Consider the following 21,459-nt stretch of genomic DNA (forward strand, 5'->3'; position numbering starts at 1 on the left):
TCTATTCTGCTGCCTGAGCCGCCCGCTTCTCAATCATCTCCAGGGCTTGCCGCAACCGGCTTAATACCCGGTGCTTACCAATCAGGGTCAGCGTGACGTCAATGGCTGGCGACATGCTGCTGCCAGTCACGGCTACCCGTAGCGGCTGGGCAATCTTGCCCAGATTCAAATCAAACTCGGCACTGACATCGTTAATGCATGCCTGCAATGGGTTCGCTTCCCAGGCATCAACCTGTTGCAAACGTTCATAAAGCGCTCGCAGCGGCTCAAGCACCACGGGACGCAGATGCTTTTTCACCGCATCCTGATCATAGTCAATGCCATCCTGATAAAAAAAGGCGCTTTTCTCACACATTTCCGCAAGCGTCTTGCAGCGTTCAGCCTGGACTGCCACGATATCAACCAGTGACGGGCCGTTTGACCAATCGAGTCCCTTTTGCTCAACATGCCATTGCAGGGCCTTGGCCACCTCTTGCGGAGAATCACTCTTCTGATAGTGCTGATTCAACCAGTGCAGTTTTTCATAATTAAAGCTGGACACGCCACGGCTGACATTTTTTAAATCGAAACTGGCAATCATCTCCTCTACGCTGAAAATTTCCTGATCACCGTTAGACCAACCCAGGCGGACGAGGTAATTTAATAAGGCATGGGGCAGAAAACCCAATTCTTTAAATTGCAGCACACTGACTGCGCCATGGCGTTTGGAGAGACGCTTGCCGTCTTCACCGAGAATCATGGGCAAATGGGCAAAAACCGGAATGGGTGCATTTAACGCTTTAAACAGGTTGATTTGCCGAGGCGTGTTATTGATATGATCATCGCCGCGGATAACATGGGTAATGGCCATATCCCAATCGTCAATCACGACAGCGAAATTATAGGTTGGATGGCCGTCTGATCGGACGAGAATCAAATCATCCAGTTCGCGGTTGTCGACATGGATGTCACCGTAAACCTGATCGCTGAACGACACAACGCCTTCCTCCGGGTTTTTAAACCGCACAACGAAAGGTTCATCTCCCGGCTTAAGATTGAGATGGCGGCAATGGCCGTCATAACGGGGTTTTTCCTTGGCGGTGAGCTGCGCTTCCCGCAATGACTCCAGGCGCTCTTTGGAACAGACACAGCGATAAGCCTTGCCTTCGTCCAATAATTGCTGGGTAATCTGGCGATACCTCTCGTAGCGCTCTGTCTGATAGACAGGCCCTTCATCGTAATCAAGGCCCAACCAGGCCATGCCATCCAAAATTGCTTGTACGGACTCAAGGGTAGAACGTTCCTGATCGGTATCTTCGATACGTAAAATAAACTGCCCCTGATGATGCTTTGCGTATAACCATGAAAACAGGGCGGTACGTACCCCTCCCACATGCAGGTAGCCCGTAGGACTGGGGGCAAAACGAGTTCTGACAACCATCCGGTTCTCCGTTGTAAGCAATAAAATAATCGGGCTATAATAGCCGACTTTAAAGGCAACGAAAAGTAACCGAATGCGCTTCCTTTTTTGGCAATTCACTGGAAAATTGCTCAGCAAGCAACTTGTTGATCAGGGCGCAAGAGGCAGACAATGAAAGAACTCGGCATTAAATACCAACTGCGCCTCACCACCCTCATCCCGGTTTTGCTGGTGGCCTTGTTGTTTGCGGTATTCTTTAACGGCCAATTCAATAAAGACCTAAATCAGCACATGTCCAGGCTGGGTGAAGCCTATATCCGGCAATTACTGCCCGCTGCACAACTGGCGATGATGCGCAACGACCGCCGGGTCCTGCAGGCGCTGGTGGATGCCTCGACCGTCAATCCGGAAATCATCGCGCTGGCTTTTTATAACGCTGACGGCCAGTTAATCGCTTACCGTGGCGGCAAGCACCTGATTAAAAAACCGTTTAAACCCCTGCAGTACACCGGCGATTACATCGAAAGCAAGCAGATAGAGCCGTATGAAATTAATTTTTTAGCCCCAGTCACCATTCCCAAACACAATTTATACTCAGCGAGTGTGTTTCAATCGGCGCTGGAACGCGCCAATCTGGAGCCGGATGACATTCTGGGCTGGCTGTCGATAGACATTGATACGCAATCATCGGTAATTAAACAGTATCAAATGTACATCGTGACCATTTTCATCATTCTTCTCGGGTTGCTCCTAAGCTTAAGTATCCATTACTTCCTCTCCAAACGCATTTACCTGCCCCTGGCTCGCCTGCGCCGCAGCATGAAGCAGATTTTAAGCAATGAATTCGAAACCCACATATCCGTAACCAGTCCAGGTGAACTGGGTATTATTGAACGCGGCTGCGCCCATCTGCAGAAGCAATACCTCGACACAGTCAGCGATTTAAACCATCACATTGAAGTCGCCACCGAAGATTTGCAGCAAAGCCTCGAATTGCTGGAAGAAAAAAACATCGAACTGTCGCTGGAAAAGAAAAAAACGGAAGAGAAAAGCCGGCAGAAATCCGAGTTTATTGCCAACATGAGCCATGAAATACGAACCCCCATGAATGGCGTTATCGGCTTTACCAATGTCTTGCTGGAAAGCAAGCTGGATCCCTTGCAGCTGGATTACGTCAAAACCATTAAATCCTCCGCCCAGGATTTGCTGACCATCATCAATGACATCCTCGACTACTCCAAGATGGATGCCGGGAAGTTAAGTCTGGATTGCATCCCGCTTGACCTGCGGGCCTGCGTGGATGAGGTATTAACCTTAGCCGCCCCTACTGCCCATAAAAAAGGCATTGACTTGATTCCATCCACCGATGTCAATGTACCCAAGACCGTGCTCGGCGATCCCATACGCATCAAACAAATATTAACCAATCTGGTAACCAATGCCGTTAAATTCACGGATCGGGGTTATGTTCTGGTTAAAACCGGCATCGAACAGGAAACAGAAAAAGATTACCTGTTCTGTATCTCTGTGATTGACACGGGCATGGGCATCTCCAGCGATGATCAGACGAAACTGTTCAATGCGTTTAATCAGGCCGACACCACCATCACCCGCCGTTTCGGCGGCTCAGGTTTGGGCCTTGTCATTTGCAAGAAGCTCGCTGAAGAAATGAAAGGGCGCATCACCTTAACCAGCGAGCTGCATAAAGGCTCGACGTTTGCCGTGCGCATACGTCTGGAAAAATTGACCGCGTACGAAAGCGAGAAGCACCAGGCGAATCGGTTTGAAAACATCAAAGCCATCTGTTACGACGAGAATCCCCTGCATTTGGAAGCCATGTGCAATGGCCTTGTCTATTGCGGCATTCAATGCGTACCGGTCGCCAGCCTCTCCGAGTTGGATAAGGCCTTGGCTACGCGCGACGATTGCACCCTGGCTTTTGTCAATGTAGATGAGGATTGCGAAGAAAAAATCGCAAGCATTCTGCGCAAGTATCCCAAAGCGTCCATTTTAATTTCCAAATCCATTATCCATGAACCGCAACGTCTTGGCGCACGTGGCTTTTTATTCCGACCCATCAGCATCCAGAAACTCCATGACACCATTGAAACCCTGATTAACCCCTCTCAACCTGTGCCTGCAGACGTTAACCATGAACTGGATAATCTGCGCGGGCAGTTGCGGCTCGCTCATCCGGATATTCTCATTGCGGAAGATAACCCGGTTAACCGCATGCTGCTTCATTCGTTCCTAAACGACATTGCCAACGTTGAAGCGGTGAATGACGGGGAAGACGCAGTCCTTGCCTGCCAGGAAAAACACTACCAAATCATCCTGCTTGACTGGCAGATGCCAAAACTTGGCGGGCTCGATGCCGCCAAACGCATACGGCAGGAATCCTCGCTCAATATTGCCACCCCCATCGTGGTTATCAGCGCCGATAAAACAGCTATGAGCGAAGAAAAACTGAAAAAAGCCGGTATTGATCTTTACCTGCAAAAGCCTGTCGAAGAAAAAGACTTACTGATTGCCCTGCTTTCCATTTTAAGACACAGCAAATCGGCAGCCATTGACTGGTCGCTTTGCGTGCAGAAAGTTTCGGGTAATCAAGCGTTGGCAAAAGAATTTTTAGCGCGATTTGTCGAAGAATTGCGCGAAAACCGCAAAGAATTTATTCAGTTATACCATGAAAAAAACATGAAGGGCTTAAGTACAACGGCGCATAAGCTGCACGGCGCCTGTTGTTTTTGCGGGGTTCCGACCCTGCAGGCTCAGGTTACCCGCCTGGAGACGCATGCCTCAAAAGCTAAACACATCAATGAATTGGAAACCGTTTTTGCGCAACTGATCCAAAGCATCGATGAAGTCCTGGATGAATTTGATAACATTTACCAAGCCAGTTCCCCGAGTTTCGACGAGTAACTGAAGCAATCAAGCTGGAGAAATTATGTCCGTTAAAAATGCAATTTATGCCCAATCAGGCGGCGTCACTGCCGTTATTAATGCGTCCGCCTGCGGCGTGATTCAAACCGCACGCCAACACCCCGACCGTATCGGTAAAGTCTATGCGGCTAAACATGGCATTATCGGCGCCTTAGACGAATTACTCATCGACACCTCGCTGGAAAGCGATGCGGACATAGCACGCCTCATGCACACGCCGTCGGGTGCTTTTGGTTCCTGCCGTTATAAATTGAAAGACGATGGCGCTGAATATGCACGCCTCATCGAGGTCTTTAAAGCCCACAATATTGGCTACTTTTTTTATAATGGCGGCGGCGATTCCCAGGATACAGCTAACAAAATTTCGCAATTAGGCAGCAAGACCGGTTACCCCATTACCTGCATTGGCATCCCCAAAACCGTGGACAATGATTTACCGTTCACCGACACCTGCCCAGGATTCGGCTCCGTTGCCAAATACATTGCCATTTCCACCCGCGAAGCTGGTTTTGATGTAGCGTCCATGGCTGCCTCGTCAACCAAGGTTTTCATTCTTGAGGTTATGGGGCGCCACGCCGGCTGGATTGCAGCGGCCAGTGGGCTTGCTGCTGAAACAGAAGGTGAACCCCCTCACGTCATTCTGTTGCCGGAAGTCCCATTTGAGCCTTCGCGCTTTTTAGCGAAAGTGGATCAAAGCGTTAAACAACACGGTTATTGTGTGGTGGTGGTTTCGGAAGGGATCCGAAATGAGCAAGGTCAATTTTTAAGCGATGCCGGCCTGCGCGATGCCTTTGGTCATGCGCAATTAGGCGGCGTAGCGCCAGTGATTGCCCAACTCGTTAAAAAGGAATTGGGATACAAATACCACTGGGCGGTAGCCGATTACCTGCAGCGCGCAGCACGGCACATTGCCTCTCAAGTGGATCTTGAACAAGCCTATGCTTTAGGCAAAGCCGCCGTGGAGTTAGCCTTGGCCGGCCATAATGCCATCATGCCCATCATTAAGCGTGAACAGGATTGGCCTTACCGCTGGTCCATAGATCATGTGCCTCTGGCTCAGGTTGCCAATCAGGAGAAAGCCATGCCGGATGATTTCATCGCAGCCGATGGCATGGGCATCACAAAAGCCTGTCGCCGTTACCTGCTGCCCTTAATTCAGGGTGAAGCTTACCCCCCCTACAAAAACGGCCTGCCGGATTATGTCCGTCTCAAGAATCATTTAGTAGAGCAAAAACTCTAATCGAGGAGCAGGTAAGGCACGAAGGACCACGCTAGGGTACACAACTCACTGGGCGGTATTTAGCCGCCAACGTACCCCCGCTGCAGTCCCAGGCCACGTCATTATTTGCCTGCAGGGTCGGCGTTAGCACAATGGTTCCTCCCCCAGCAATGGGTGTATAGGTAATGGTGATCACACCGGCTGCTGCAATGACAATGGAAGAGACATTCACAGAGGCTACAGGACTGATGTACCCCGTGGCGGCTTGATTAAGTGGTAATGCACTGGTGTCAATCGTTGTTTCACTGACAGCCAATTTCGCAGGCGCCGCCATGGTGAGGCCTTCGGCTACCCGGGCGCGGATAGAGTAATCCTGATAAACCGGAATAGCGACGGCGGCCAGAATACCCACAATTGCGACGACAATCATGAGCTCAATCAATGTAAAGCCTTTTATGTTCATCCGGGTACTCCTTAAGCCTCTGAATGCCATTTTTTAGAGAGGCTATCCGCAATTGATTGACTCCGTTACGTCGTGGTTGGTGATCAGGCAGAGCATATACCCTGCCTGGATGGGACATTAAGGTCTGCAGCTGGCTGGACGATATTTCGCAAGCAATGTTCCCCCGGTACAAACCCAGGTCACGTCACCGTTCGCCTGCAGCGTTGGCGTCATAATAATCGTACCGCCACCGGCTGCAGCCGTGTAGGTAATGGTTATTACACCACCTGCACCAATCACAATAGAGGTTACGTTAGGCGTAGCCGCCGGACTGACGTACCCCGTTGCTGCTTGTGTAGCGGGCAAGGCATTATTGGTAATGGCTGTTTCAGAAACAGCTAATTTGGCGGACGCCGCCAGATTTAAGCCCTCCGTCACGCGCGCTCTAATTGTGTAATCCTGATAAGCTGGAATGGCGATTGCAGCTAAAATGCCGACAATGGCAACCACAATCATCAATTCAATCAGTGTAAAACCCTTTTGTTTCATAACCACCTCTCGTTTAATCATCTACATTACCTGCCATGCATCAACGATGCCAACTGTAAAAAAGCAAGCCAGATAAGGCTTGCAAAAGGATTATTCAGCTTAAAAACGGTTTTTTATCCCCTAATACGTATTCCCATGGCAGAATAGAAAGGACTGCAAGTGACACGACTGGTCATAATTTGACCATAACTATCATGATGCTTTTGCCGCCTGACTATAAAAAAAAGACCACATGCGTGGTCTTTTTCAGAGAAACCGTATTATGGTCGGCAGCTGGCTGGACGGTATTTAGCCAACAACGTACCACCGGTGCATACCCAGGTGACATCACCGTTCGCCTGCAGGGTCGGGGTCATGATAATCGTACCACCGCCGGCAGCCGCCGTGTAGGTAATGGTCACCACACCGCCCGCGCCAATCGTAATGGAGGTTACGTTCGGGGTAGCAGCAGGGCTGACATAACCTGTTGCGGCCTGCGTAGCGGGTAAGGCGTTATTGGTAATGGCTGTTTCAGAGACTGCCAATTTGGCTGAAGCGGCAAGGTTCAAACCTTCCGTAACTCGTGCCCGAATGGTGTAGTCCTGGTAAGCGGGAATTGCAATCGCTGCCAAAATACCGACAATCGCGACCACAATCATCAATTCAATCAATGTAAAACCCTTCTGTTTCATGCTGCTCTCCTTCGATAAAACAACGTTTACGTATTATCTGAGCAATATAAATGCCATTCCCAGCAAAAAACCAATAATGCCCAACCCTGTCACCTGCTTTGAGCAATAACCATTCTCAAATCATGCACTTACAAGCATAACGCGAGATGAGCCCTTGCTCAATAATCCGAAGGATAAGACCGTAGTTTTCTTCAAAAATAGCCAAATTTACGCCCATAATTGTCACAAAATGACTTTTAAGCCTGGTTATCGCAAAACTATGACAAATGGCGAGCCAATGAGTATACTTTAACCTTCTGAACCTTACATTGTCTGACCATGTCCCGTAAGCAACGCATCGAACACCAACTCATCAACCAACTGGCCCCTGTGTACCTTTCTGTGGAGAATGAATCGCATCGCCACCATGTCCCGGAAGGGTCGGAAACGCATTTTAAAATCATTGCCGTAAGCGCTGAGTTCACCCCACTGAGCCGGATTGCCCGTCACCGTTTACTGAATCAGCTGCTCGCGCCTGAGTTGCAAACCGGACTGCACGCCTTGAGCATGCATCTTTATTCCCCCGCCGAATGGCAGGAAAAAGAAGGCAAGGTCATGAACTCGCCGGCCTGCCGCGATGGCTACCGCCATGGATAAACCGGTTTACTGGCAAAACGAGTTAACGCTTAAGCCCGTGCACAGGGGGTTTCATTTGATTACGCCGGTTATTAACGACCACCTTAAGCAAGCGCCTTTTATTCGTGCGGGCCTTGTCCATTTATTCCTTAAGCACACCTCGGCGTCATTAACCATCAGTGAAAACACTTGCGAAGACGTGCCTCTGGACCTGGAGACCCATTTAAACCGGTTGATTCCCGACGACAATCAGCTGTATCGTCATACCCTCGAGGGCGAGGACGACATGCCCGCCCACCTTAAAAATGTCCTGCTGGGTGCAAGCCTCACCCTGCCTCTTTGCGAAGGACGGCTGGCGCTTGGGCAATGGCAAGGTATTTTTCTCGCCGAGCATCGTAACAGAGCACCGGCACGGCGATTACTTATCACCGTGCACGGAATATAAATCAGGAAGGCTGCGCCACCATTGAAGGTGATTCGTCTTTTTGAGAGGCATTTTTCGCATGGTGAGTGCCCGCACTGTAGAAGGTCGCTACCAGATTGGTTCCCATGGCCACCCCTTCCATGAGGAGGGTTGAGCCGCTAACATCATTACACTTGCTCACGGCCTGGCCATAGACCAGCCCCGCATAGGCCACGTTGCCCACCATGCTCGCGAATTGGCCCAACCCATACTCACCGCTCAGAGCAACGCCTGTGGCCAGATTCAATAACAGACTGGCGCCATAAATAGCCGTGTTCGCTTCCGGGTTGGTGATATAATCCACTACAGCCAAAATGCCAACAGCAACATTAACCCCCTGCGCAATCGCATTGACGCGATGTTGTTGATTAAAAAAAGACCAACCCATGGTGTACTCCTTGTTAAATTGAACACTTTATTTAACCGCAATGCCATGGAACTGACAAGGCTTTTACACCCCGGTTAATCACATGAATAAAATAAAAAAGGCTTTCCTTGCACGGCTTGCCCCACTATAATGCTTACCTTTTTGACAACTCTTGCAACCTGCCCCGCCTATGAAATCCTGGTCTACACAAAAAATATCAACCTTTGCTCTGGTTTTACTGATCACCGGCGCCATTGACAGCATCAGGAATTTGCCCGGCACAGCCTTGTTTGGTTCCTCCCTCATTTTCTTTTTTATTTTCTCAGCGATTGTTTTTTTAATTCCGGTCGCGCTGGTAGCGGCAGAGCTATCTTCAACCTGGTCCGATGAAGAAGGCGGTATTTATAGCTGGGTGAGGCACGCTTTTGGGGAAAATGTGGCCTTTTTTACCATTTGGCTGCAATGGATTAATACCATGGTCTGGTATCCAACTATCCTGTCGTTTATCGCCGGTACCCTGGCTTATTTGATTAATCCGGCCCTGGCTGAAAATAAATTTTATCTCATCAGCGTCATTCTTATTATTTTCTGGTCATTGACGATTCTCGGCCTGACGGGTATCCGCGCCTCGGCAGCCTTTGCCAGTGTTTGTGCTATTTTTGGCATGATTTTACCCATGGGGCTTATCATTTTTCTGGCGTTTATCTGGTTAATCAAAGGCCATCCCCTGGCCATTGATTTGAGCTTTTCCCATTTGATTCCCCATTGGAAAGACACCCAGTCCTGGGTATCACTTACGGCGATTATGACGTCTTTTCTTGGTATGGAACTGGCTGCCGTCCATGTACGCAATGTCCGCGATCCGCAGAAAAATTTCCCGCGGGCCATGTTTTTTTCGGTGCTGTTGATTTTAACCACCATGATTTTCGGGTCCTTAGCCATCGCCTTTGTCTTGCCGCAAAAAGACATCAATCTGGTAGACGGCGTCATGCAAGCCTTCACCAATTTTTTTGAAGCCTATCACTTAAGTGCACTCATGCCGGTTGTCGTCGGCTTGTTACTGTTAGGCAGTTTGGGCAGCATGGTGAACTGGATTATTTCCCCGGCCAAAGGCATGCTGCTAGCCGCTGACAATGGCTTTTTACCGCATTGGCTTTATCGTTTGAATCGTCACGGCGTGGCCTCCCGCATACTTCTTCTGCAGGCGATTTTGGTAACCCTGCTCTGTGGCGGCTTTCTCCTGTTTCCAACTATCAATGCCATTTACTGGTTATTTACAGCCCTAAGCACCGAACTTTATATCCTGATGTATGTCTTGATGTTTATCGCCGCGTTTCGCCTGAAAAGCAAATTTTCAACCATGCCCCGCCCCTTTAAAATTCCCTTGGGCCGTTTTGGGTACTACCTCACTTGCGTCTTAGGATTAATTGGTTGTGTCATTACCCTAATCATTGGTTTTATCCCTCCTGAAAACAACATGGATATGGGCGATGCCAGCCATTACCGCCTGGTTTTTGCAAGCGGCATTGTACTCATGATTATTCCGGCCTTTTTCCTTTACCTGCGTCGTAATTTTCTGCAAAAAAGGCGTCATTCATGATCCCGTGCTTTTTTTGATTTTTTATAATTTGTTTTTTGTTTATCAATTTTAAACTTGTACCTCAGAAGCCTAAAAAACGAAGTACCGGCAGGTGCTTCGTTTTGCTCTTCCGGCGACAACCTATCCCATTCACAGAAAACATAACGAGAAAATGCCTGGAGAATCTTCTTAAATTTCAAAAAGAGTCTATTCCGTTTTCTTATTAAGCAATTGCAATTAAAGCATTTTCCCTTGTCACTCTGCCATAAGGAAACCCTGAATCCCTCAAAGATTCTTTACAAATTTGATACATTTCTTTAATATTCTCTTAAGCCTGCAATGGTATCTTTATGACATCGAAGGCCCGACTCAAATAATAAGGTGTACATGAATGGGTAAAGAGTTTGATAAGGTATTAAACGTTCTTGATAAAATAGAAAAAATTTTATCCACCGTCGAATCCATAACCCCCTTTCCCCAACACAGTCTTGATACCTATCACCTTTGCGCCCGGTCTATTCGTCTTCAATTATCAACCATGCCCGAAGAGGGACCGTGGACAGATGTAAAAAGCAAGCTCACCAAACTCAAATCCCTCATCAAACATATCATTGTAAGCCATGTGGATAAGATCACCGCTCCGTTTCATGTAACCTGGAATCAATCGGAAACGCCCCTTTCGCTGACCGAATTGCACAGGCTGACAAGAACCCTGGCCAATCAAATCACGGAGCATAATCAGGCGACTGCCAAATCATTAAAAATTCTGCGCCGAAAAATTGCCGACAATGCCCCACAGGAGTTACTTGCCGAATTTGATACGATCCTCAAGAAACTTGAGCTCTCGCCGGCCTGCCCTGTTTCACTGGACACCGTTCTTTACTTAAAAAACAAAGCAAAGGGATATAAAAATAAACCAAAAACCTCGGCTGTTCCCATCATGGAAGAGGAAAAACCACAATCCCCTTTTCTTAAAACCCTCGACGTGTTACGGGGGCAATTGGATGAACTGCTCAATGCACATGCCCAATGGGCAAACCAGGCTTTTTTGCCAGGCTTTGCGGATGATTTTCTGTTGTCTGGCTGGGTGAATGATTACAAGGCCAAAACCGCTGACGCCGATAAAGCCAAACTGTTTATCACAGGCCGGATTCAACACACCCTGGAATTCCCCGATTATCATGAGATTTTAATCAGCGAATTACAGCGTACGATTACACTGCTTAAAGAAACCAATCAACAACGTCAGGAACTGGCTGAAAAAATCCTTGCACGTGAAGCGCTGATTTGTCCAGCACAACATGATCCGGAAACGCTTGAGCAACTCATGCTGACCGCCAAGATCCTGCTTAAAAAGCAGTTTGAAACATTTCTGCTGACTTTTTGTGTAATCGACGTTAACAATAAAGACGATAAAGACACGCAGTTTTTTATTAAAAATCTGCTGCAATTCATTGGTGACTTAAAGCAACGATTTCAAAAATATCCCGGTATTGTTAATTCGTCTGCCATTGACACGCTTCATAACCAGTTGCTGATGCACCTGGGTGAAAAAAAACGCTTCTTAATATGGGGTACGTCATTAGCCAAAATGGAAGCAAAAGACATTACCGCGTTAAGTAATCAATTGTTTGACGTAGCCTCGCCGTCTAAGGTTGATACGGCGTATTATGCTAAACGGATTGCGGGTTCTTATGATCTGGCCGCTTTTATCGATGCCTTTCCCATTCAAGCCATCAAAGATTACCAGATTTTAAAAGGGATTAATGAGGACGAACACCTTAAAATCCTGAGCAAAGAGAAAGAAATAGTAAGCGACATTGATGCCCTTACCCAGGAGCTTTCGGAATATTTTGTTCTGCTTCCCGAGGTGTTAGGTGAGAATGGTCCATGGAAAGCCGCACGTGGGCTGCTGGCTGAATTGGAAACGTTTCGAGTCGATGAAGAAGCCGATCTTTACATACAGGCGAGGGAGAAAGCACTTGAACTGGTTTCTCCCTTGGATAGAGTTCATGAATTGGCCTCCCTTCAGAAAAAGCGCCTGGATCAGATGGCCAGCCGCACAAAGCGTTTACATGATCTCCAAAAGCAAGCGTCCCCTTTAATCAAAGCACTTCAACTGGAATTTGAAGAGAAAAAAAAGCGACTGCAACAAAGCTTAAGCGAGGAACTGGCTGATGCTGAGGCGGCATTGAATTTTATTAAATCTTCACCCGAGCTGTCTTGCACCGAACAGGACAAAAGCGAATTTGAAACCGCCGTGGAACTGGCTAAACAATTAATCAAGACAGTCCCTGAAAGCAAAGAACACCTTTTCAAGATCAGACGGCAGGTCAGTACCACCATTAATCAATTAAAACGTCACACCGAAGTAGTAAAGGGTCAGCTTAAAAGCCATATAACCCCCTCTTTCAATAAAGCCAATAAGCTTTATCAGGAACACCCTTGCCCGCTCCTTGATGAGGATAACCCGTTAAAATTCCGGTTAAACGAGGTATGGAAAGACACATTAAAAGCACTTCGAACCCTGGATAACTCTTTTTTGGATTTGGACAAACTGCAAGGGCGCGATTTTGAGAGATGGTCAAGCCAGTGGGCGATGGGTGAAAAACAATTTGTGGCGGCGTTTAATCGCTACCTGAAAGTCACCGAAGACGCCATGGAAATTGAGCGGCGTTTGAAAACAGAAACCTATAAGACATCCTGCACTATTCTCACCAGGCTTGAAACGGAATTTGAACGCTTAACCCAGAAATACATTGACCAGGCTATACATAAAACTTCCGATGAAAATGAATTGGCCCAGCTTCAACAGCTTAAAACCCTGCCCAAGCCAGCCTTTGTGGAGTGTAAAAAAACCCTGATGGATAGAGTCGATCCCAGACTCCACACCCTGGCAAGCATGCATACGGAGTTTCGAAGCATCAATCAGGATTACATTCATGAAAATGTCCATTTAAGCAATGACAACATGTTTTTTACTCAGTTGAAAGCAAGCGCAGACAAACACTTCAGAAACAATAACATGGAAAAATTGTCGGATGGCATTCGCCATAAATGGGTGCAGTTTCTGCGAATCAATGTCTTTAAACCCTTGCAGGCCTTATCATTTAATGTCGGTAATTACCTGAAATCACGCAGCCAGGACCTTTTCTTTGTGACATTCGGCGCCTGCCGTACAGAAAAAGAACTGGCGGAATTGGGTCATGATTTATCCAGCCGCCTGGTGGCGCCTGCGGCGGCTTGATCAGGCGGTGAGGTATTCTCTAGCCAATTGCAAATCATCTGCGGTATTGATGTCCTGCAGCGGCCTCACGCAGGCTTCTTCTACCCGAATGGTATAGCCTGCCCATAACACCCGTAATTGTTCAAGCGCTTCAAGCCCTTCCAGTTCAGAGGGAGGCCAGGCGGACAATTGCACTAAAAAAGCAGCCCGGTAAGCATAGAGTCCGATGTGCTTATAAACCATGCGCAGACTGTCTGGGTCATCACGGTGAGCAGGCAGAGGACTGCGCGAAAAATACAAGGCATTGTTAAACTGATTGCGCACCACTTTAACCACATTGGGGTTATGAAACTGCTCTAAATCGGTAAGCGGCCAGCATAGCGTGGCCATCGGTGCATCTGCATCCGTGAGGCTATGAGCCACCTGCCTTATTAATTCCGGCGCGATAAACGGTTCATCCCCCTGGACATTGACAATGATATCGTCATCCCGATACCCTCCCTGCCGAACCACCTCCGCAATTCGGTCCGTACCGCTTTGGTGATCAATGGATGTCATCATGACCTCTGCGCCAAACGCTTCGGCATGCTCGGCAATGCCTTCGTTATCCGTAGCAATAACAATGGATTTTGGTTTAGCCTGTACCGCCTGACGGTAAACCCGCTCAATCACGGTGAGATTGGCAATTTTCATCATCAATTTGCCGGGTAAACGCGAAGACTGGTAGCGTGCCGGAATGACTACATGGAAATCGTTCATAATTTCTCTTTCTCATCCAGAGGGATTAATCGTGCCTCCTGTTCCAGCATGACTGGAATGCCATCGCGGATAGGGTAGGCGAGGCGATCAAAGCGGCAAATCAATTCCTCCTCTTTTAACAACAGCCTGCCTTTGCAGAGCGGGCAAACCAACACATCCAACAAACGCTTATCCACGCGCTTCTCCTTGAGTAACCTGATTACGAATGTATACGGGTGACGCGTCTTTCGCATCAACCGCTTTGATTTTCTTAGCCTGCACCAAACGAATCATGGCGGCCGCCTTGGGATAAATCAATTTTTCCATGCTGATTTTGTCAATAATTTGCGCATTAAATTGCGAACGATAAGCGGCAAAACCTGCACCGGCAAGCACAATAGACGCTGTATTGAGCGCAGGAATATCGGCGGCATCGCTGACCTGCTCGTGAACATCCAGGTTATCACCGGTAAAATAAGCCCAATATAATTGCTGCATACGTGCATCCAGCACCGCCAGTATGGGCTCACCGCCCCATGAAAGCTGTTGCTGATGGAGGTATTCTTCCGCGATAGCTGCCAGACTGCTGACCGGATAAAGCGGCAGATGATGGGGATAAGCCAAGCCTTTGGCCACGCTACAGGCGATACGCAAGCCCGTGAAGCTGCCAGGCCCCCGCCCGAATGCGATGCCATCCAGTTCCGGCAGTGAGCAACCCGCCTGTTGAAACAGACGCTCAATGGCTGGCAAAATAACCTGGGCATGCACCCGTTCTGCCTGATGGGTTTCCTGCCATAATTGGCCATTAACCGATAAGGCAATCGAGGCGTCTGCGGTGGATGTGTCAATCGCTAGCAAGTTCATGATTTAAAGCCAACTCGTTAATAAAATGAAGAACGTTTGTCAGCTCACGGGTCTTTCGCAACGCCGGTAAACTGGCAAAAATTTGCCGCCCGTATTCACGGCCAGTCAGCCTCGGATCAGCTAACATCAGTACGCCTTTGTCCGTGACATCACGGATAAGCCGCCCTACGCCCTGCTTTAAAGCCAGCACGGCCGCAGGCAGGGACAATTCATCAAACCCGGACAGGCCGCGGGCTTTGTAATAAGCCATCTTGCCGCGGACCACCGGATCAACCGGGCTTGCAAAAGGCAATTTGTCGATAATCACACAAGACAGCGCCTCGCCTTTAACATCCACCCCTTCCCAGAAGGTCGATGTCCCCAGCAAAACCGCGTTGCCCATTTGCCGAAAACGCGCCAGTAAAATAGGTTTCGCTTCATCACCCTGAATTAAAAGCGGATAGTTTAAAGTATTGTGCAGTAGTTGAGCAACCAATTTTAACGCCCGGTGACTGGTAAACAGGAAAAAGCAGCGTCCACCACAGGCATTAATAACCGGCACCGCCTTATCCAGCAGAGCCTCATAATAACGGTGATCTTTGGGATCGGGTAAATGGCGCGGAAGGTATAGCAAGGCTTGTTGCTGGTAATCAAAGGGGCTCGGCAACGCCAGGGTTTCTACCCCGCTTAAGCCTAAGGGCTTTAAGAAGCAATCGAACGACGCGGCCATGGTTAATGTCGCGGACGTAAACACGTAAGCACACTTCTTGTCTGCCAGTAACTGATGAAACGAATCAGCCACATCAAAGGGCGTGGCATGCCACACCAGGGTGTGTTTGAATCGCTCAAGCCAGCGGATATGGTTTAAGTCTTTATCAGCAAAACGCTGCATCAGGCCCTGATATTCCTGAAGACGGGCGATGCAGCGGGCAATACCGGCTTCCCGTTCAATGCCTGCCTCCTCAATGGCTGCTGTCAATTGTTGAAAAAAACCAAGCAACGATTCCCAGGCCGCGGTGAAGCCCTTATTTTTTGACGCATCTTCCCAGGCCAAACGCTCTTCATAACCCGTCAAGGCCAGGTGCAATTGGTCAATGAGTTTATCCAGCTCGGTTCTCATGGCTTTAAACGGGCGATTCGGCAAATCAAGCACCGGCCATTCGCGCAATAAATCCTCAAGTAAATCCGTGAGTTGGCGCGTGCCTAAGCGTTCGCCATTAAAATTGGCGGCGATTTCCGCGAGTTGATGCGCCTCATCAAAAACCACCACGTCGACCCCAGGCAATAATTCGCCGAACCCTTCCTCCTTAAGCCTTGAGTCAGCGAAAAACAGGTGGTGGTTGATGACCACAATGTCCGCTTCCATGGCCCGTTTACGGGCTTTGACCAGAAAACAATCCTGATAAAACTGGCATTCGCCGCCAAGGCAGTTATCAGCGGTCGACGTAACAAAGGGCCAGGCTGGGGAGTCTTCGCTGATTTCAGGAAGTTCGGACCGTTCACCGGCTGTCAGCAGGGGTAATTTTTCATGGACTTTAAGAATGTCATTGACGCACTGGGGATTTATAAAGCGTCCTTCCTCGGTATGCAGTTTGGTGCGGTAGCGGCAGATGTAATTGGCTCGACCTTTTAAGTTCTGCACCCGGACTGAAAGGCCTAAGGCTCTGACCAACAGCGGTAAATCTTTCTGAAACAGTTGATCTTGAAGGGTTTTGGTCGCGGTCGATATCAACGCCTTTTTGCCGCTCAACAGGCAGGGAATTAAATAGGCAAAGGTCTTACCCGTTCCGGTGCCGGCCTCGGCCACCAGGGTCGATTGTTCAGCAATGGCTTTGGCGATGGCCCTGGCTAAAAGAATCTGCGCCTCACGGGCAACAAAACCGGGGATGGCCGTACTCAGGCGTCCTTTTTCACCTAAAACCCGCTGACAATCGGCTATCGCGTCCGCGGCGCTGACGGCATCTATTTCGGCCACTCTTTTTCTAGATATTGAAGCTTGCCAGCGACATTTTCCCAGGATTTGGCATCGTCAGGCGCTTCTTTTTTGGATGTAATATTGGGCCACTGCGGGGCGAGTTCCGCATTCAGTGCCTGAAACTGTTTTTGATCGTCTGTCAAATCATCTTCCGAGACGATGGCCTGAACCGGGCATTCGGGTTCACACAATGCACAATCGATGCATTCATCAGGATGAATAACTAAAAAATTGGGACCCTCATAAAAACAATCGACCGGGCATACTTCCACACAATCGGTGTATTTACATTTAATGCAATTTTCAGTGACTACAAAGGTCATATATCAAACTCTTAAGCCTTTACCGGATGATGCTTATTAAAGCATAAATCAGCCTGTTTCTGCCAGTGTTGAATAGCACCCTGAATGACTGCATGGCATCCCTCTCCCAAAGGAAACAAGGTAACTCAGCGTTAAATACTTCCTGGCCTTTGAGGAAAGGGTGGCGAGTCTGTGGCTTTTAGGGTTTAAATCAACTTATTCAAACCACAATTTGGGTCCCAGCGGCACTATCTGGGTTGGGTTAATGGTTTTGTGACTGAAATAATAATGCTGCTTGATGTGGGTAAAATTAACGGTTTCATGAATGCCCGGCATGTCATACAATCTGGCCAGGTAAGCCTGCAAGGCCGGGTAATCACTGATGCGGCGTTTATTGGTTTTAAAATGACCATAATAAACGGCATCAAAGCGAACCAATGTCGTAAAAAGCCGCCAATCCGCCTCCGTCAGGTGTTCGCCCACAAGCCAGGTCTGATGGTGTAAATGCGCCTCCAGTTCGTCTAATGTGGCGAATAATTCCTCATAGGCTTCCTCATAAGCCGCCTGGCTGGTCGCGAAACCACAGCGGTACACGCCGTTGTTAACGGTGCGGTAAATTTTATCATTCACAGCGTCGATCGCACCCCTTAAAGCCTTGGGATAGAAATCCTGTTCATCACCCGTCAAGTGGTTAAACGCCTCATTGAACTGACGGATAATATTCGCCGATTCGTTGCAAACGATGGTTTCGCTTTTTTTATCCCAGAGTACCGGCACAGTAACCCGCCCGGTGTAATGCGGCACGGCTTTGACGTAAAGCTCATAAAGGTAGCGCAAACCATACAGCGTATCACCGCTGGCCCCCATGCCTGTTTTGAATTCCCAACCGTATTCCAGCATATGCGGATGCACAATGGACACACTGATGTAGTCGTTCAGTTTTTTAAGCGTTTTGAAAATAAGTGTGCGGTGCGCCCAGGGGCAGGCTAAGGAAACATAAAGATGGTAGCGGCCTTTTTCAGCGGGAAAAAGCGCCTTCGCATCGGCTTCAATGGCCTGATTAAACTGGGCCGATTCGCGTTTGAAGGCGCCACCGCTTTTAGCGGTATCATACCATTGATCGCGCCATTGCCCCTCAACCAGTAATCCCATGCTATCTCCTTTCGTTAACCGAGCAGGAAGCGAAAACTTTTCTGGATTTCATTCAAACTGAATTTATTCAGGAACAGAGAAAAGCTCATCCAGGCGCTTAAAGCCGCCAGATCACGAAACGGCGGCGGCAGATAAACCGGTGCGGTAAGCAAATTCATATTGCGTAATTCGTTAAGCAGCGGCAAATCATCGAGCACCAGCTTGCCGGCAAATAACAACGGGATGGAATCAATATGCCGTTGGCTGATGGCAAACCGGATGAAGTTATAAATCATCACGAAGCCTTTGGCATAGGAGAGATCTTTGGTAAATGGACCGCCGTCCGGGGTGCTGCCGCGGAATACACGTACGGTTTGATTGTAACTGTCATCCTCGCTTAAACCACACTCGATAAAATAACGGTAAATATCAACAAACGTGGCCCCTTGCCTGACTTTATCCAGGGCAATCACGCGATTGGTAATTTTACGTATGCGGCCAGGATAGGAAGAAAAGGTTACGACCTCGGTAATAACAGCCAGGCCTTCCTGAATCACACTGCTTGAAGGCGAACCTTTTGACAGAAAAAAGCAATACGGTTGCGTGGCGCCATTTAAGGTGGTGCCGACATGCACCCAACCTTCATGGACCTCGAGATAGCGAAGATCACGATCGCTGAACATGGCTTGCTGGCTTAATTTGATGCTGTCAGCGCCCGCTGCCGCATCAGCCACCATGTCGTCACTGACCATCACGGTGATTTTGCCGGGATGCTGGGAAAAAAACGAACTTAAACGGGACTCCAGTATGACCTGCGCTTCCTGCGGGGTGTACCGCTTCATGTCCGCATCGGATTGTAACTGCACATCCAGCGCCGTTAACACATCAAACAGAAGCGTGCCTAATTCAGACAGGCGCGGCCCACCTGAATAAAACGCGTCATCAGGGCTTCCATAAAGCTCCATCGATAACTCAGAAAAAGAAGGTGTACCCCGCGCTTCCAGCATTTGCACAGCGCGGCAATACTCTTCGCACTGACGTTTAATCAGGCGGGTAACCGGCGAATATTGCCCCAACTGGTTAATTGTATCGCGTAAAATCAGACGGAATTCTTCCTGCTTTTCCACTGCATCAAAGGGTAACGGTTTTCCCAGGTAGTAATCCCGGTTGACTAAAGGCAACTTTTGGGCTTTCTTTTGGAAAAAGTCTTTCTTGATGCTCTCATCCCATTTGATGCTGTCTAAAATGCGAATTTTACGTTGCGCTTCCACCAGCCTTCTGGAGATATCCTGAATTATTTCTGACTCATTGGTTTCCATAGACATACGCGTCAACCTCAAAAGTTGGCCGCTCCTTTCCTGCTTTATTCAATCTTAGCAGATGGCGGCTCAATACTCACAATTGCTTTCTTATCCTGAGCGGGCAAGTCATAAAAATGACTGACATTGTCACTCGTCAGCGGCGGCGGTACCACAAGGCCCGGGCCATTGCGGCTTTGCAGGTATTTTTGATCGCTATTGCTCTTAATATGCGAACACCCGCTGGCAATCAGGGCTGACAACACAATAAAACTGACTTTTTTCACAACAAACCTCTTTAATTATATCAATTGTAATTTTTGTAATACCTGCTCAAGCTCAGGTTGATGCGCTTCACTTAAAACAGTCATCGGCAAACGCAATTCGCCGCCGATTAAACCCATCTTGTTTAAAGCCCATTTGGCTGGAATGGGGTTGGACTCAATGAATAACAGCTTGTGCAACGGCGCCAATTGCTCATTGATACGCAGAGTGCCGGCCTGATCATCATCAAAAGCCGCATCACAAAGCTTTGCCATCTGCCGGGGCGCCACATTGGCTGTCACGGAAATAACCCCTTTGGCACCCGCTAAAAGCCATTGCGCCGCTGTTTCATCATCACCACTGTACACGTCAATGCTGTCACCGCAAAGCCTTAATATCTGCTGAAGGCGGGACATATTCCCAGTTGCTTCCTTGATGCCGATGATATTGGAAATTTTAGCCAGGCGCGCCACGGTTTCCGGCAATAAATCACAGGCCGTTCGACCTGGAACATTGTAGAGAATAATAGGTATAGCCACGGCAGACGCAATCTGGCTGTAATGTTGATAAAGGCCTTCCTGAGTAGGTTTAATGTAGGCTGGCGTCATGATAAGCGCAGCATGAGCCCCGCATTCCATCGCCATTTCGGTCAAATGGATGCACTCTTTCGTGGCATTCGCGGCAGTACCGGCAATAACCGGAATGCGCTCGCGCGCCTGCTCAATCACGGTTTTTATCACCAGTATTTTTTCATCACGGTTTAATGTGCCAGCTTCGCCAGTGGTTCCTGCTGCAACAATGGCGTGTGTACCAGCACTGATATGGAATTCGACTAATTCACGCAAGCGTTTCACATCCACCTTGTCATCCAGTAACGGCGTGACTAAAGCCACAATGCTGCCACGAAACATATCAACCCCTGATTCACGTTTATTTACCCAATACTACTGGTGCCCCGATAATTTCTCAAGTTCGAATCAAAAAAGACCGCAATGACAAATAATGCACAATTTGACTTAATTTGTACTAATATGACTAATGAAGGAACAAATAGAGAGGAACTTTACCATGAAAAAAACACTACCTATAGTGCTCTTTATAGGATTATCAACAACTATCCTTGGTGGATGCACCTCAACGCAAGTAGGGACAGCCGCAGGCGCAGGTATTGGCGCAGGTATCGGTTACGCTGTTTCTGGTGGCGATGCGCTGGGTACAGCCATTGGCGCAGGAGCTGGTGCCTTGATTGGTAATCAAATCGGCCAGGAAGACGATCGACGTCGTTACTACCGCTATTATTACTACTAATAGCCATTTTGCCTCAATCCTTCACGGGATGTGTTGAGGCAAAATAAAAATTCATTGCTATACTGATTCTGTTACTGGTTTAATCTAACGTATAAACTGAATCATTCCAACCTGAAAGCCAATCTGG

General features: G+C 48.4%; 21 protein-coding genes. 7 read left to right on the plus strand and 14 right to left on the minus strand.

Features of this window, described 5'->3' with window-relative positions; translation table 11 throughout:
* Window position 1: 1 nt before the first annotated feature.
* On the minus strand, window positions 2-1,420 hold the full coding sequence (gene gltX / locus Lery_RS01835; protein ID WP_058525542.1) for a glutamate--tRNA ligase: 1,419 nt from the start codon (window positions 1,418-1,420) through the stop codon (window positions 2-4).
* 150 nt (window positions 1,421-1,570) lie between these two features.
* Between gltX and letS the strand changes: the two genes are divergently transcribed.
* The gene (letS, locus tag Lery_RS01840) at window positions 1,571-4,321 is read left to right on the plus strand and encodes a two-component system sensor histidine kinase LetS (protein ID WP_058525543.1); all 2,751 of its coding nucleotides are present in this window, start codon (window positions 1,571-1,573) and stop codon (window positions 4,319-4,321) included.
* Window positions 4,322-4,346: 25 nt separating this feature from the next.
* On the plus strand, window positions 4,347-5,582 hold the full coding sequence (locus tag Lery_RS01845; RefSeq protein WP_058525544.1) for a 6-phosphofructokinase: 1,236 nt from the start codon (window positions 4,347-4,349) through the stop codon (window positions 5,580-5,582).
* A gap of 31 nt (window positions 5,583-5,613) precedes the next feature.
* Here the strand turns inward: Lery_RS01845 and Lery_RS01850 are convergent, their stop codons facing one another.
* From Lery_RS01850 to Lery_RS01860, 3 genes are all read right to left on the minus strand, one after another.
* Window positions 5,614-6,024, minus strand: coding sequence for a pilin (locus Lery_RS01850; protein WP_058525545.1), 411 nt, complete (start codon window positions 6,022-6,024; stop codon window positions 5,614-5,616).
* 117 nt (window positions 6,025-6,141) lie between these two features.
* Window positions 6,142-6,552: a pilin gene (locus Lery_RS01855; protein ID WP_058525720.1), complete on the minus strand. Its 411-nt coding sequence runs from the start codon at window positions 6,550-6,552 to the stop codon at window positions 6,142-6,144.
* Window positions 6,553-6,812: 260 nt separating this feature from the next.
* Window positions 6,813-7,223, minus strand: a complete 411-nt coding sequence (locus tag Lery_RS01860) for a pilin (protein WP_058525546.1) — start codon at window positions 7,221-7,223, stop codon at window positions 6,813-6,815.
* Between the two features lie 318 nt (window positions 7,224-7,541).
* Between Lery_RS01860 and Lery_RS01865 the strand changes: the two genes are divergently transcribed.
* Both Lery_RS01865 and Lery_RS01870 read left to right on the plus strand, forming a co-directional pair.
* A complete protein-coding gene (locus Lery_RS01865) occupies window positions 7,542-7,859 on the plus strand; it encodes a BolA family protein (RefSeq protein ID WP_058525547.1) in 318 nt (105 codons plus the stop codon).
* Entirely contained in the window at window positions 7,852-8,283 is a 432-nt protein-coding gene (locus tag Lery_RS01870) for a secondary thiamine-phosphate synthase enzyme YjbQ (RefSeq protein ID WP_058525548.1), read from the plus strand. Before Lery_RS01865 ends, Lery_RS01870 begins: the two co-directional genes overlap by 8 nt.
* A gap of 1 nt (window position 8,284) precedes the next feature.
* On the opposite strand, the gene Lery_RS01875 is transcribed toward Lery_RS01870, so the two are convergent.
* A complete protein-coding gene (locus Lery_RS01875) occupies window positions 8,285-8,689 on the minus strand; it encodes a hypothetical protein (protein WP_058525549.1) in 405 nt (134 codons plus the stop codon).
* 169 nt (window positions 8,690-8,858) lie between these two features.
* On the opposite strand from Lery_RS01875, the gene Lery_RS01880 reads away from it, so the two are divergent.
* The gene (locus tag Lery_RS01880; RefSeq protein ID WP_058525550.1) at window positions 8,859-10,268 is read left to right on the plus strand and encodes an amino acid permease; all 1,410 of its coding nucleotides are present in this window, start codon (window positions 8,859-8,861) and stop codon (window positions 10,266-10,268) included.
* A 370-nt stretch (window positions 10,269-10,638) separates the two neighbouring features.
* Complete coding sequence (locus Lery_RS01885; RefSeq protein ID WP_058525551.1) at window positions 10,639-13,494, plus strand: hypothetical protein; 2,856 nt, start codon at window positions 10,639-10,641, stop codon at window positions 13,492-13,494.
* Here the strand turns inward: Lery_RS01885 and kdsB are convergent, their stop codons facing one another.
* The 9 genes from kdsB to dapA form a co-directional block, all read right to left on the minus strand.
* Window positions 13,495-14,232 carry a 3-deoxy-manno-octulosonate cytidylyltransferase gene (gene kdsB / locus Lery_RS01890; RefSeq protein ID WP_058525552.1) on the minus strand — a complete coding sequence of 246 codons (738 nt, stop codon included), beginning with the start codon at window positions 14,230-14,232 and terminating at the stop codon, window positions 13,495-13,497. It abuts the gene before it with no gap.
* On the minus strand, window positions 14,229-14,408 hold the full coding sequence (locus Lery_RS01895; protein ID WP_058525553.1) for a Trm112 family protein: 180 nt from the start codon (window positions 14,406-14,408) through the stop codon (window positions 14,229-14,231). Before Lery_RS01895 ends, kdsB begins: the two co-directional genes overlap by 4 nt.
* Window positions 14,401-15,075 (minus strand): tRNA (adenosine(37)-N6)-threonylcarbamoyltransferase complex dimerization subunit type 1 TsaB, encoded by a 675-nt coding sequence (gene tsaB / locus Lery_RS01900; RefSeq protein ID WP_058525554.1) that lies wholly within the window; start codon window positions 15,073-15,075, stop codon window positions 14,401-14,403. Before tsaB ends, Lery_RS01895 begins: the two co-directional genes overlap by 8 nt.
* Window positions 15,056-17,029 (minus strand): DNA repair helicase YoaA, encoded by a 1,974-nt coding sequence (locus Lery_RS01905; RefSeq protein WP_237759122.1) that lies wholly within the window; start codon window positions 17,027-17,029, stop codon window positions 15,056-15,058. The genes tsaB and Lery_RS01905 overlap by 20 nt, the downstream gene beginning before the upstream one ends.
* On the minus strand, window positions 17,017-17,352 hold the full coding sequence (gene fdxA / locus Lery_RS01910) for a ferredoxin FdxA (RefSeq protein ID WP_058525555.1): 336 nt from the start codon (window positions 17,350-17,352) through the stop codon (window positions 17,017-17,019). Before fdxA ends, Lery_RS01905 begins: the two co-directional genes overlap by 13 nt.
* Window positions 17,353-17,547: 195 nt before the next feature.
* Window positions 17,548-18,483: a glutathione S-transferase family protein gene (locus Lery_RS01915; RefSeq protein WP_058525556.1), complete on the minus strand. Its 936-nt coding sequence runs from the start codon at window positions 18,481-18,483 to the stop codon at window positions 17,548-17,550.
* 14 nt (window positions 18,484-18,497) lie between these two features.
* The gene (locus Lery_RS01920; protein WP_058525557.1) at window positions 18,498-19,787 is read right to left on the minus strand and encodes a flavohemoglobin expression-modulating QEGLA motif protein; all 1,290 of its coding nucleotides are present in this window, start codon (window positions 19,785-19,787) and stop codon (window positions 18,498-18,500) included.
* Between the two features lie 38 nt (window positions 19,788-19,825).
* Complete coding sequence (locus Lery_RS01925) at window positions 19,826-20,047, minus strand: hypothetical protein (protein ID WP_058525558.1); 222 nt, start codon at window positions 20,045-20,047, stop codon at window positions 19,826-19,828.
* Between the two features lie 15 nt (window positions 20,048-20,062).
* Window positions 20,063-20,935, minus strand: a complete 873-nt coding sequence (gene dapA, locus Lery_RS01930; RefSeq protein WP_058525559.1) for a 4-hydroxy-tetrahydrodipicolinate synthase — start codon at window positions 20,933-20,935, stop codon at window positions 20,063-20,065.
* A gap of 157 nt (window positions 20,936-21,092) precedes the next feature.
* Here dapA and Lery_RS01935 point away from each other — a divergent pair, with 157 nt between their 5' ends.
* Window positions 21,093-21,332 carry a glycine zipper domain-containing protein gene (locus Lery_RS01935; RefSeq protein WP_058525722.1) on the plus strand — a complete coding sequence of 80 codons (240 nt, stop codon included), beginning with the start codon at window positions 21,093-21,095 and terminating at the stop codon, window positions 21,330-21,332.
* Window positions 21,333-21,459 lie beyond the last annotated feature (127 nt).

Origin of the sequence: Legionella erythra, from assembly GCF_001467615.1 — a bacterium.
Classification (GTDB): Bacteria; Pseudomonadota; Gammaproteobacteria; order Legionellales; family Legionellaceae; genus Legionella_C; species Legionella_C erythra.

What these genes read in the sequence shown, in the direction of transcription:
- Lery_RS01875 (WP_058525549.1), bottom strand. Translation starts at nt 8,689, where the DNA reads ATGGGTTGGTCTTTTTTTAATCAACAACATCGCGTCAATGCGATTGCG.
- Lery_RS01935 (WP_058525722.1), top strand. Translation starts at nt 21,093, where the DNA reads ATGAAAAAAACACTACCTATAGTGCTCTTTATAGGATTATCAACAACT.
- tsaB (WP_058525554.1), bottom strand. Translation starts at nt 15,075, where the DNA reads ATGAACTTGCTAGCGATTGACACATCCACCGCAGACGCCTCGATTGCC.
- Lery_RS01865 (WP_058525547.1), top strand. Translation starts at nt 7,542, where the DNA reads ATGTCCCGTAAGCAACGCATCGAACACCAACTCATCAACCAACTGGCC.
- Lery_RS01880 (WP_058525550.1), top strand. Translation starts at nt 8,859, where the DNA reads ATGAAATCCTGGTCTACACAAAAAATATCAACCTTTGCTCTGGTTTTA.
- Lery_RS01870 (WP_058525548.1), top strand. Translation starts at nt 7,852, where the DNA reads ATGGATAAACCGGTTTACTGGCAAAACGAGTTAACGCTTAAGCCCGTG.
- Lery_RS01855 (WP_058525720.1), bottom strand. Translation starts at nt 6,552, where the DNA reads ATGAAACAAAAGGGTTTTACACTGATTGAATTGATGATTGTGGTTGCC.
- Lery_RS01885 (WP_058525551.1), top strand. Translation starts at nt 10,639, where the DNA reads ATGGGTAAAGAGTTTGATAAGGTATTAAACGTTCTTGATAAAATAGAA.
- Lery_RS01915 (WP_058525556.1), bottom strand. Translation starts at nt 18,483, where the DNA reads ATGGGATTACTGGTTGAGGGGCAATGGCGCGATCAATGGTATGATACC.
- kdsB (WP_058525552.1), bottom strand. Translation starts at nt 14,232, where the DNA reads ATGAACGATTTCCATGTAGTCATTCCGGCACGCTACCAGTCTTCGCGT.
- fdxA (WP_058525555.1), bottom strand. Translation starts at nt 17,352, where the DNA reads ATGACCTTTGTAGTCACTGAAAATTGCATTAAATGTAAATACACCGAT.
- Lery_RS01850 (WP_058525545.1), bottom strand. Translation starts at nt 6,024, where the DNA reads ATGAACATAAAAGGCTTTACATTGATTGAGCTCATGATTGTCGTCGCA.
- Lery_RS01920 (WP_058525557.1), bottom strand. Translation starts at nt 19,787, where the DNA reads ATGTCTATGGAAACCAATGAGTCAGAAATAATTCAGGATATCTCCAGA.
- letS (WP_058525543.1), top strand. Translation starts at nt 1,571, where the DNA reads ATGAAAGAACTCGGCATTAAATACCAACTGCGCCTCACCACCCTCATC.
- Lery_RS01845 (WP_058525544.1), top strand. Translation starts at nt 4,347, where the DNA reads ATGTCCGTTAAAAATGCAATTTATGCCCAATCAGGCGGCGTCACTGCC.
- dapA (WP_058525559.1), bottom strand. Translation starts at nt 20,935, where the DNA reads ATGTTTCGTGGCAGCATTGTGGCTTTAGTCACGCCGTTACTGGATGAC.
- Lery_RS01860 (WP_058525546.1), bottom strand. Translation starts at nt 7,223, where the DNA reads ATGAAACAGAAGGGTTTTACATTGATTGAATTGATGATTGTGGTCGCG.
- gltX (WP_058525542.1), bottom strand. Translation starts at nt 1,420, where the DNA reads ATGGTTGTCAGAACTCGTTTTGCCCCCAGTCCTACGGGCTACCTGCAT.